The sequence below is a fragment of the Nonomuraea sp. NPDC049784 genome, from assembly GCF_040659615.1.
GTDB lineage: Bacteria > Actinomycetota > Actinomycetes > Streptosporangiales > Streptosporangiaceae > Nonomuraea.
Genome location: NZ_JBFAMX010000080.1, coordinates 17814 through 29149, shown reverse-complemented (window position 1 = coordinate 29149; position 11336 = coordinate 17814). Strand labels below are relative to the sequence as shown.

Annotated in this window: 10 protein-coding genes; 2 read left to right on the top strand and 8 right to left on the bottom strand. The window is 69.2% G+C overall.

Going from position 1 to position 11336, the window contains the following annotated elements; translation table 11 throughout:
- Together AB0J09_RS19180 and AB0J09_RS19175 are read left to right on the top strand one after the other, a co-directional pair.
- On the top strand, positions 1–823 hold an 823-nt coding region (locus tag AB0J09_RS19180; RefSeq protein WP_360692315.1), incomplete at its 5' end, for a saccharopine dehydrogenase NADP-binding domain-containing protein.
- Positions 820–1656 (top strand): NAD(P)H-binding protein, encoded by an 837-nt coding sequence (locus tag AB0J09_RS19175; protein ID WP_360692312.1) that lies wholly within the window; start codon positions 820–822, stop codon positions 1654–1656. The genes AB0J09_RS19180 and AB0J09_RS19175, both read left to right, overlap by 4 nt.
- Before the next feature lie 50 nt (positions 1657–1706).
- Here the strand turns inward: AB0J09_RS19175 and AB0J09_RS19170 are convergent, their stop codons facing one another.
- The 8 genes from AB0J09_RS19170 to AB0J09_RS19135 all read right to left on the bottom strand — a co-directional run bounded on the left by AB0J09_RS19170 (position 1707) and on the right by AB0J09_RS19135 (position 11266).
- A complete protein-coding gene (locus tag AB0J09_RS19170) occupies positions 1707–3419 on the bottom strand; it encodes an ABC transporter family substrate-binding protein (RefSeq protein WP_360692309.1) in 1713 nt (570 codons plus the stop codon).
- Positions 3416–5485, bottom strand: coding sequence for an ABC transporter ATP-binding protein (locus AB0J09_RS19165; protein WP_360692307.1), 2070 nt, complete (start codon positions 5483–5485; stop codon positions 3416–3418). Before AB0J09_RS19165 ends, AB0J09_RS19170 begins: the two co-directional genes overlap by 4 nt.
- The gene (locus AB0J09_RS19160; RefSeq protein WP_360692304.1) at positions 5482–6324 is read right to left on the bottom strand and encodes an ABC transporter permease; all 843 of its coding nucleotides are present in this window, start codon (positions 6322–6324) and stop codon (positions 5482–5484) included. Before AB0J09_RS19160 ends, AB0J09_RS19165 begins: the two co-directional genes overlap by 4 nt.
- Position 6325: 1 nt before the next feature.
- On the bottom strand, positions 6326–7303 hold the full coding sequence (locus AB0J09_RS19155; protein WP_360692301.1) for an ABC transporter permease: 978 nt from the start codon (positions 7301–7303) through the stop codon (positions 6326–6328).
- A 343-nt stretch (positions 7304–7646) separates the two neighbouring features.
- Entirely contained in the window at positions 7647–8627 is a 981-nt protein-coding gene (locus AB0J09_RS19150; protein ID WP_360692298.1) for an aminoglycoside phosphotransferase family protein, read from the bottom strand.
- Between the two features lie 68 nt (positions 8628–8695).
- Positions 8696–9448: an SDR family NAD(P)-dependent oxidoreductase gene (locus tag AB0J09_RS19145; RefSeq protein ID WP_360692295.1), complete on the bottom strand. Its 753-nt coding sequence runs from the start codon at positions 9446–9448 to the stop codon at positions 8696–8698.
- 187 nt (positions 9449–9635) lie between these two features.
- Positions 9636–9839, bottom strand: a complete 204-nt coding sequence (locus tag AB0J09_RS19140) for a type II toxin-antitoxin system VapC family toxin (RefSeq protein WP_360692292.1) — start codon at positions 9837–9839, stop codon at positions 9636–9638.
- A 5-nt stretch (positions 9840–9844) separates the two neighbouring features.
- Positions 9845–11266, bottom strand: coding sequence for a four-carbon acid sugar kinase family protein (locus AB0J09_RS19135; RefSeq protein WP_360692289.1), 1422 nt, complete (start codon positions 11264–11266; stop codon positions 9845–9847).
- Between the last annotated feature and the right edge of the window lie 70 nt (positions 11267–11336).

The window sequence follows — 11336 nt, the reverse complement described above, 5'->3', positions numbered from 1 at the left end:
GGCGGACGTGCTGATCCACTGCGCGGGCCCGTTCACGCACACCGGCAAGCCCGTCGCCACGGCGGCGGCCGAGGGTGGTTGCCACTACGTGGACCACGCCCTGGAGCAGCACCACACGAAGTGGATGTTCGAGGCCATGTCCGAACCCGCCAGGAAGGCGGGCATCGCCATGATCACGGCGATGAGCTTCTACGGCGGGATGGGCGACCTGCTCGCCGGGGCCGTGGCCGGCGGCATGACGGACATCGAACGGGTGATCAGCGCGTACGCGGTGAGCGGCTGGCGGTTGACCGCGGGAGCCAAGAAGACCGCCGAGCTGCTGTTCGCCGACACCCAGCGGATCACCTACGCGGACGGAGCCCAGCACGTCGGCTACGTCGAGCCGCGTAACGCCGTCTTCCCGTTCCCGCCGCCGCTCGGCCCGCGCACGATGATCGCCCCCGTCCCGTTCTCCGAGGTCGTCACCGTCCCCAGGCATGTGCCGGCGAAGACGGTGGAGGCACAGCTCACGGCGCACACGTTCGAGGAGCCGGAGGCGTTCACCAGCGAGGACGTGGACGCCGCCACCCGGGCCGGCTCCAGCTTCACGGTCGCCGTCCAGGTGATCACTGAGAAGGGCGGCCGCGCAGGGCAGGTCAGAGGTCAGGACCTGTGGCGCCTGAGCGCGCTGGCCTCGGTGGAGGCCGCCGTCAGGCTGGCGGAGAACCCCGGTAGCCCGGGCGTGTACGGCCCGGCCGAGGCGTTCCCCGCCGAGCCGTTCCTGCGCGATCTGGAGCGGCTCGGCCTGTTCACACTGACCCTGCCGGAAGAGGAGGAGCGATGATCCTTGTCACTGGAGCGGCGGGCGGGCCCCAGGGTTCGACCGGGCGGCACGTCACGAACCTGCTGCTGGAGCGCGGCGAGGCCGTGCGCGCGTTCGTGCACTCCGACGACCACCGCGCCGAGGAGCTGCGCAAGCTCGGGGCCGAGGTGGTGGTCGGCGACCTGCGGGAGATCGCGTCGGTGCGGCCCGCCATGCGCGGGATCAGGAGGGCGTTCTTCACGTATCCGGTGACGGCGGGGCTGCTCGACGCCACCGGCGCGTTCGCCGCGGCGGCCAAGGAGGAGGGCGTGGAGCGCGTCGTCGAGGTGTCGCAGCTCGACGCGTCCCCCGAGGCGGGGACACCGCGGATGCGCCGGCACTGGGTGGCGGAGCAGGTCTTCGACTGGGCCGGGGTGGGCGCGGTGCACCTGCGGGCCGGGGTGTTCTTCGAGAACCTCGCCGTCGCCGCCGCGGGCGGCACGCTGGCGCTCCCGCTGGGGTCGCCGGACACGTTGGTCCCGCTGGTCGCGGGCGAGGACGTGGCGAGGGTCGCGGCCGGGCTCCTGCTGGACCCGGGGCCGGCGGAGCCGGTGTGCCTGGTGAACGGGCAGATGGCGACGATCGGAGAGGCGGCGGGCGCGCTCGGGGTCCCGTACGTGGATCTGCCGCCGGAGGAGTGGGAGGCGCGGGCGCATGGTGTCTACGGCGACCCGTACGCGGTCGAGCACCTGACGCACCTGTGGGCGATCTTCCGCTTCATCGGCTCCGGCGACCACCCGCTCTTCCGGGTCACCGAGAGCATCCAGCGCTACGGCGGCCGGCCGCCCATGACGTTGCGGGAGTTCACCCGATAACGGGGCAACCCCCGGCCGGAGTCCGGCCGGGGGTTGCTGTCGGACGCGGATCAGCCGGTGAAGCCGACCGCCGTGTAGTCCAGGGTCTTGTAGCCGCGCGCGCCCCAGTTGGCGAGCGTCTTCTTGGTCGCCTGGATGTCGGGCCGCTGGTACAGCGGGATGGTGTGCACCATGTCCCAGACCAGCTTGTCGGCGGCGTTGGCCTTCTCGATGGCCTTGGCCGGGTCCATCTCGCCGATCGCCGCGTCGATGGCGGCGTCCACGGCCGGGTCGCTGGCCTTCGGGAAGTTGCTCTCCGAGTCGGTGTAGTAGATCTGCTTCAGGCTGCCGATGGGCAGCGGGTTGCCGATCCACGAGAACGGCACCAGGTCGAAGTCGCCCTTGATGATGTAGTCGGTGAAGAACTTGTCAAGCGGGACGGGCTTGATGTTGACCTTGATCCCGGCCTCCTTGAGCATGGCCTGGACGAGCTCACCCTCCGTCTGCGAGACCGGCGTGGCCGTGGGGATGACGAAGCTCAGGTCGAACTCCTTGCCGTCCTTCTTGCGGTACTCGCCCTCCTGCTTCCAGCCGGCCGCGTCCAGCAGCTGCTTGGCCTTCTCCAGGTTGTACTTGCCGAGGTCGCCGGAGTTGTCGACGTAGCCCTTCTGGTTGTTCATGAAGACGTGGTTGCCGAGCGTCTGGATCGGCCAGTCCATGTCCTTCAGGTCCGACTGGGTGATCACGTCACGGTTGATCGCGTACGAGACCGCGTGCCGGATGTTCTTGTCCTTCAGGAACTCGCTCTGGTTGTTGACGGTGAGGTGCCGCCAGTTCGGGCTGAGCGCCTTACGGATGTCCACGTTCGGGACATCCTTGGCCCGCTTCAGCTCGGCCGGGGCGCCGGAGGGGATTTCCACGGCGTCGAGCTCGCCATTGGCGAAGGCGTTCACCTGCGCTTCGGGCGAGTCAATCGCACGGAAGATGATCTTGTCGAGCTTGGGCTTCTGGCCCCACCACTTGTCGTCACGCACGAGCGTGAGCGTCTTGGTGCCCTCGTCGATCTTCTCCACCTTGAAGGGGCCCGAGGTGACCGGGATCTTCTGCAGATAGTCCTTCTCGTACGCCTCGGGCGTCTCCAAGTGCTTGGCCGGGTAGAGGTGCGAGGTGCCGCGGGTGAACAGGCCCTGCCACTCCGGGTACGGCTTGGCGAAGGTCACGACCGCGACCTTGTCCGAGGCGCCCTTCTCCACAGACTCGATCTTGTCCCAGCCGTCCGTGGAGGCCGGCTTGAACTTCTTGTCCTTGCCGTTGTTGGACTTCCACTGGGCCTGGAGGTCCTTGTACGTGATCGGCGTGCCATCCGACCACACGGCCTTGTCGTTGAGCGTGTAGGTGACGACCTGCTTGCCCGACGACATGTCCATCTTCACGTCGGTCGCGTAGTCCTTGTTGGCCGTGTACTGAGCGCTCTCGTCGGACACCATCAGCTGCGGCATGAACACGTCGAGCATGTCCGCGGTGTCGGCCTGGTTGCCGTCGACGTGGTTACCGTTCCACTGGCTCGGCCACTGCCCGACCGCGAGCGTCAGCGTGCCGCCGTCCTTCACCTGGTCGTAGGCGACCGGGTTGATGGTCATGGCGGGGGTTTCCAACATCTGCTTCTGAGCCTGCTGCGACTGCTCGGCGCTCGGCTTCTTGGCTTCGCCGCCACCTCCGCCGCAGGCCGCGACGGCCAGGGCCAGGACCGCGAGCCCCGCGGCCGCCCGGTAACGAACCTTCACTTTTCCTCCTGATCGTCCGAGGCCGTGATGACCTCGATCTCCTCCGCGTAGTGGCAGGCGGCGCCGTGGTCCACGGCGTTCGCCAGCCGAGCAACCGAGGGCTCTTCGTCCACACACCGCCGCCGCTCCGCCTCGCTGAGCGCGGCGAACTTGGGGCAGCGGGTGCGGAACCGGCATCCCGAGGGTGGGTCTGCCGGGCTGGGCAGGTCGCCTTCGAGCAGGATCCGCACGCGAGTGCGTTCCATCTCGGGGTCCGGCAGCGGGATCGCCGACAGCAGCGCCTGCGTGTAGGGGTGGGCTGGATGGTCGTAGACGTTCTCGACCGTCCCGATCTCGGCGATCCTGCCGAGGTACATGACGGCCACGCGGTCGGCCAGATGCCTGACCACGGCCAGGTCGTGGGCCACGAACAGGTACGACAGCCCCAGCCTGTTCTTCAGCTCCTCCAGCAGGTTGATCACACCGGCCTGGATGGAGACGTCGAGTGCCGAGACCGGCTCGTCCAGCACCAGCAGCTTCGGCTCCAGCGCGAGCGCGCGGGCGATGCCGATGCGCTGGCGCTGGCCGCCGGAGAACTGGTTCGGATAGCGCTCGGCGTGCTCAGGGGAGAGCCCGACGAGCTGGAGCAGCTCCGCGACCTTCTCGGCCACGTCCTTCTTGCCGTGCGCGCGCAGCGGCTCGGCGATGATGTCACCGACCGGCATGCGCGGGTCGAGCGCGGCCATCGGGTCCTGGAAGACGATCTGCAGGTCGCGGCGGAGGCCCCTGCGCGCCGCGCCGTCCAGCTTGGCGCTGTCCTTGCCGAGCACCACGACCCGCCCGCCCTGCGGCGGCTGGAGCTGCATGATCTGCTGCAGCGTGGTGGTCTTGCCGCAGCCGGACTCGCCCACCAGCGCCAGCGTCTCGCCCTCGGCGATGTCGAAGCTGATGCCGTCGACCGCGAACACGGTGCCGACGCGGCGCTTGAAGACCGCGCCCTTCATCAGCGGGTAGTGCCTGATCATGTCGTCGAGCTCGAGCACCGTGGCGCGCTCGGCGCGCGGCACGCGTACCACGTCGCTCGGCGGGATGACCGGCACGGGGAACACGTCGGCCCCGGTCAGGCCCTTGTGCTCGATCTCGTGCGAGCGGATGCACGCCACGTGGCGACCGCCGCCGAAGGAGGTCAGCGGCGGCTCCTCGTCGTCGCACATGTCCACCTTCATCGGGCAGCGCGGCGCGAACGGGCAGCCCGGCGGCAGCGACGACGGGGAGGGCGGGTTGCCCTCGATGGGCACGAGCGGCCCTTCCTCGCCGTCGACCCTGGGGATCGAGGCGAGCAGCCCCATCGTGTACGGCATGCGCGGCCGGTAGTAGATGTCGTCCACCGGCCCCTGCTCGACCGGCCGGCCCGCGTACATGACCAGCACCCGGTCGGCCATGCCGGCGATGACGCCCAGGTCGTGGGTGATCATCACGATGCCGGCGCCCGTCTCCTGCTGGGCGGTCTTGAGCACCTCCAGCACCTGCGCCTGGATGGTCACGTCGAGCGCGGTCGTCGGCTCGTCACAGATCAGCAGGTCGGGGTCGTTGGCGATGGCCATGGCGATCATCGCGCGCTGCCGCATGCCGCCGGAGAACTCGTGCGGGAACGCCTTGGCCCGCAGGTCCGGCTTCGGGATCCCGACCAGGTCGAGCAGTTCGACGGCCCGCTTGGCGGCCTTGTCCTTGCCCATCTTCTGGTGGATGCGGATGGCCTCGGCGATCTGGTCGCCGATCGTGTAGACGGGCGTGAACGCCGACAGCGGATCCTGGAAGATCATGCTGATCGTCTTGCCGCGGACCTTGATCTGCTCGTCCTCGTCCATGCCGAGCAGCTCACGGCCGTGCAGCTTGACCGAGCCGCTCACCACGGCGTTCTGCGGCAGCAGGCCCATGACGGCCAGCGAGGTCACCGACTTGCCGGAGCCGGACTCGCCCACGATGCCGAGCACCTCACCGGCCTCGACCTCGTAGCTGACGCCGCGCACGGCCTCGATGCCGCCGGGGAAGGTGACGGTGAGGTCCCTGACCTCCAAGATGCTCACGAGTTGCTCCCCGGGTCGAGTGCGTCACGCAGGCCGTCGCCGATCAGGTTCACGCTGAGCACGAGGAGCACCAGCAGGCCCGCAGGGAAGGCGAACAGCCAGGGGTAGCCGGTGGCGTTCCCGGAGCCGGACGCGATCAGCGTGCCGAGCGAGACGTCCGGCGGCTGGATGCCGAAGCCGAAGAAGGACAGCGCCGCCTCGCCGATGATCGCGCCGGAGACGTTGACCGTCGCGTCGATGATCAGCAAGGAGGACATGTTGGGCACGATGTGCCGGAAGATGATCTTCCAGCGCGGGATGCCCATGTAGACGGCGGCCTGGACGTACTCGCGCTCACGCAGCGAGATCGTCATGCTGCGCACCACTCTGGAGGTGATCATCCAGGAGAAGGCCGCCAGCAGCACCACGAACCAGAGCCAGGAGGAGCCGGCCTTGAGCCGCGGCGAGATGATCGCGATGATGAGGAAGCTGGGCAGGACCAGTAGCAGATCCACGCCCCACATGAGCACCCTGTCCACCCAGCCGCCGAAATATCCGGCGAACGCGCCCACGACCGCCGCCAGGCCGGTCGAGATGAGCGCGACCAGGAGGCCGATGACGATCGACTTCTGCATGCCGCGCAGCGTGATCGCGTACATGTCCTGGCCGATCGAGGTGGTGCCCCACCAGTGGTCGGCGTCGGGAGGCGACAGGAAGGCCAGGAAGTCCTTGTCCGTCCAGTCGTAGGAGCCGAAGTAGGGGCCGAGGTAGGCCAGCGCCACCAGCAGGATCAGGGCGGCGAAGCCGTAGCGTGCCTGATTGTTCCGGATCAGGCGCCTGAGGACGACTTTCGAGCGCATGTCAGCTCACCCGGACCCGAGGATCGAGGGCCGCCACCAGCACGTCGGACAGGAAGGCGGCGAACAGGACACAGACGGCGGTGAAGAAGGTCACCGCGGCGACGGAGTTGACGTCGCTCGCGTTGATCGAGTCGACCAGCCAGGCGCCCATGCCGTGCCAGGCGAAGATCTTCTCAGTGAAGGTGGCTCCCGTGAACAGCGTCCCGAACGCGAAGGCGAAGTAAGTGGCGACGGGGATCAGCGCGGTGCGCAGCGCGTGCTTGGTGAGCGCCGTCCTGCGCCGCAGCCCCTTGGCCATCGCGGTGCGGACGAAGTCCTGGTTCAGCACGTCGAGCATCATGTTGCGCTGGATCCGGCTGTAGAAGGCGACCAGGCCGAGACTGAGCGAGATGGTCGGCAGGATCAGGTGGTTCAGCCGGTTGACGAACTGGTCCCAACCCGACAGCCGGGGGTTGTACTCGCCGGTGTACTCGATCAGCGTGAACCCGAGCCCCCTGTTCAGGTTGTACGTGGCGATCGCCAGCAGGGTCGCGAGGACGAGAACCGGCACCGCCATGATCACGAACGAGCCGACACCTATTAACCGGTCGCTGAGCTTGTACTGCTTCACCGCGGACCACGCGCCCATGGCCACGCCGATGACGAAGCCCACGATCGTGCCGATGAGCATCAGCCGAAGGCTGACCATGATCCGGCGGCCCATCTCATCGTTGACCGAGCCACCGTTCCAGGTCTTGCCGAAGTCGCCGGTGATGACGCCCTTCGCCCAGGTGCCGTAGCGCACGAGGACCGGGACCTTGTCGTTCAGGTTGTAGGCGTCGAGGGTTCGGTCGATGACCTCCTCGGCGATCGGAGGCTGGCGCCCCTGGTATGCCGATCGCGGGTTCATAGTGCTGGCAGCGAGCATGTACGCCAGACTTGCCGCGATCACGACCAAGACCACATTTATAACCAACCTGCGGAGCAGGTACCTGCCCATTACTCTCCGTTCGCGCTGACCGGGGACACGTGCTTCCATCCGGAGAGGTGTCCCCGCAACGAAAACCCACCTCGTACCGCATAAATCGCTAGCAGCTCAAGATGGCGATCAACGCGCAGAATATAAGCAAAAATGTAACAGTCAGAAACCGTTCGACATAACGGTCAGGTCACTCGCAATAGCCTCACAGGGTCGGTCGGCCGCCTTACCAGACCCGCCCTGACCTGCGGAAACACCCCTCATTTAGAGGTCATTTACGGCGCCCGCCGGGGGTCTAGTGTCACAGAATCCGGACATAATTTCATGGTCACGGAAAGTGATCCGCTTCACGTTGATCTGATCGTCAAGTGAGTTCGGACAGTACCCTGGTCACGGCCTCGTAGGAGTCCCGCACGCCGTCGGCGTTGCCCAGGCGGTGGCGCTCCAGCCGGATCGCCCCAAGGTGGCGCACCTCATAGACCAGGGAACGCCAGGTCGCGGCCGGGCCGCGGTCCAGCTCGCCGTACCCGTCCCAGAACGCCACGCGCTCGTCCTGCCTCTTCGAGGCCATGTGCATGCTCCAGTCGGCGGCCGGGTCGCCCCACAGGGTCCGGTCCAGGTCGAGCACACCGGTGATCGTCGGCTCGGGGGGCCCGGCGGCGATCATGGTGTTGACCGTCCACAGATCGCCGGCGAGCAGGCGGGGCTCGGTGATCTCGTCGAGCACCGACCGGTGCTCTTCCGCCAGTGCGCCGGCCTTGCGGATGTCGGCCGCGTCCAGCCCTGCGCGGTCGAGGTCGGCCGCGATGTCCTCCAGCGAGGCGATCACGGCCTGGCTCCAGGTGGCGTGCCCGCCACCCGCCACCGGCCCGAACGCCCGGCCGCGCACCTGATGGATCTTTCCGGTTATCTCTCCGATCTGGCGGAAGAACGACACCCAGGCCGGTCGCGGGTAGTCCGGCAGCCCTTCCGGCGCCGGGAGTCCGTCGAGCAGGGTCTGCACGAGGTAGTCGCGGCCGATCAGCTCGTGCGACCAGTCGGCCGCGATGACCCGCGGCATCAGCGGGGCGATGGCGGCGAGGTACGGCAAGGTGGCGTACTCGTTGCGCATCAGCTCCCGCTCGGAGCCGAACTGCGCGCCGGGCTCCGGCGCGAACCGCACGACCACGGGGCGCGCCTCACCTTCGACGGTGACGCGATAGGTGCTGTTGTACGCCCCCAGCCCCAGCTCGACGGCGGACCGGGCGTCCCGGCCGAAGACGCGGCGGCACACGGCCTGGATGTGGTCGCGGGTCACCGGCCGCTGGAACGCGTCGGCGGCCCGCTCGATCGGCTCGAAGTGCATCCGAGCATCCTCCTACACCCGGCGGGGCTCTCGTGCGCAGCGCCAGTCCCCGCGTGCGAAGAAGGCCACTACGGCATCCACTTGCCTCCCGCGACATCGATCGTGAGCCCGGTGAGCCACGAGGACGCGTCGGAGGCGAGGAAGGCCGTCACGTTCGCCACGTCGAGTGGCGTGCCCAGCCGCCCGAGCGGGTGCTCGGCCAGCAGGCGCTCCTTGAACTCCCACGGCATCCGCTCCTCGAGCCGCTCCGTCATGATCGTCGACGGGGCGACCGCGTTGACCCGGATGCCGGTGGGCCCGAGTTCGTGCGCCAGCTGCTTGGTCAGCGCGATGACGCCGGCCTTGGCCGCCGTGTACGCCACCGAGGCGGCGGTCGGAGTACGGGCCGCCAGCGACGACATCGTGATGATGGACCCGCTCCGCCGCTCTCTCATGCGGGGCAGGAAGCTCGCGATGGTGAGGAACGCCGAGGTGAGATTGGCGTTCACGGTGGCGTGCCAGTCCTCCTCGCTCATCTGGTCGATGGGCCGCGGCATCCCGGTCCCCCCACCCGCGAAGACCGCCAGCACGTCCACGGGTCCGAGCCGCCGCTCGACCTCCTCACGCATCGCCGCGACGGCGGCGGAGTCGGTGGTGTCGGCGGCCACGCCGATCGCCTCGCCGCCGATCTCCTTCACGGCCGCCTCGACGGCCACCGGGTCGCGCCCGTTGACCACGACCCGCATCCCCTGCGCGGCCAGCACCCGAGCGGTCTCTCGCCCGATTCCCCCGGAGCCGCCGGTAACCAGCGCCACCTTGCCCCGCAGGTCTGGATACATCATGACTTCCACTCCCTCCGCGAATCGCGGCCGTCTCGTGGAGTCCACGTTGCCCTGTGCGAGGCGTTGAGGGCGTCAGGCGCGAGGGGCGTTTCGGACTGCGCCCGCGGAAGTGCGTCAAGGGCACGGGCCGTACTCCGTGGGCCGTACTCGTGGGTATGTCAGGGCGGCGGCGCGCAGCACGTAGTCGTCACAGCACCGGTGTGACGTCGGTGTGGACGAAGTCGTCGCCCTTGAAGAGCAGTGGCTCACGACAGTCTCTTGCCAGTGCGTAGGAGAAGCAGTCGCCGAAATTCAGCCCGGGCTTGTGACCGCTCCCCTTGCCGTAGTCCCAGTAGGCGCGGCGGGCGATGCGTGCCTGCTGCAATGTGACAGGCATGATTTCGACCTTCATCCTGCTCAGGAAATCGTCCAGGAGCCGGGAAGCGGCCGCCTTCGGCGTGCGACGGCGAGGAAGTAGTCGTCGCCGCCCACCTGGCCGCCCTTCAGCGCCACTTCGAGCCCGTCGTATGCGGGATCGTCCGAGGTCAGCACGCATACCGGGGCGCCAGGGGCCAGCGAGGCGACCACGTCCAGCGAGCGCGCGCCGAGGGCGGCCACGACCTGGCCTGAGGTGTCGCCGCCCGCTACCACCAGGCGCCGGACCAGCCCTGCTCGGACGGTCGCTGAGGCGATCCGGCCGAGGAGGTCGCCGATGACCGCGGGGTCTCGGGCCGGGCCGCGTGTCGACTGGACGATCGTGTGCCGGCCCTCGCCCAGGCTCTCCGCCACCTGGGCGAACAGGTCCGCGAAGGAGCCCCAGCCCGCTTCGGCGGCTACCTCCACGACCCCGTCGCGGGTCGCGACTCCGCCGGGGGTGCCGCGTCGAAGGCCGTCCGAGGCGTCCAGCACCCGCCACCCCGCCCGCTCGGCCGTGTCGATCTGGCGGGCGGTGATCGGGGAGCGGCTGCCCGACAGGACCAGCACCGGCGCGGCCGGTCCCAGCGGCCCGGGCGACCGGCGCCGCGCCACGCCATCGGGCCACGTCCCCAGTCCCCCTCCGCGCCCCACCGCGTCGCTGGGCCGCACGTCCGTTCCCCCGCCCCGCTCAGTGCGAGCCGAGGCGAGGGCGTAGCTCAGGCCGCCGGAGCCGACGCAGTATAGCGGGGCGCGGCTGGCGGCGTCGGCGAGCAGGAGGCGGCCGAGCGCCCGGACGTGGTCCTCGGTCAGCGCGTCCGCCACGAACGCCGCCTCCCCGCCCAGAGCCCGGTACGCCTCCTCCGCCGACGACAGCCCCGACGACGGCGACGGGAAAGGCGACGCGGGCAGCCAGCCCACGCGCCCCGCGCCCTGCTCGGCCAGCCGAAGCCGGAGGTCGGCCTCCGACGCGGGCGTGACCGGGTGGTCGCGCATCGGCGGGTAGCGGTCGAGCCGGAGGACCTCGTCGCCCGCCCGTACGAAGTGGTTGGCGAACCACGTGTGGCGCCCCAGCTCGGGCTGGGCGGCGAGCACCGGCACCGGGCCCCGTGCCAGGCCCTCACGGTGGAGGGCCGCGATGACCGCGCCGATGCTCCCGTGCGCAGGAGAAGAGTCGAACGTCGAGCAGACCTTGTACTGGATGACCAGCGGCTTCAGCGCCGCCAGTGCCTTGAGCGCGGGCAGCACCACCGACACCGGGTCCGCGGACGCCCGGGCGGTGGTGGCGATGCCGATGACGTCGTCCGCGTCGTGCAGGCGGGCCACGTCGGCTACCAGGGAGCCGGTCAGCCCGAACCGCCTGAACTGCCACAACGCGTCGGTCGCCCCCGTGAAGTCGTCCGCGACGAAGGCGAACAGCGTCACGGCCGCACCGCCCCGCGCCGAACCCGTCGCAGCCGTGGGCGAGCCCGCACCACAACCGCGCCACCACACC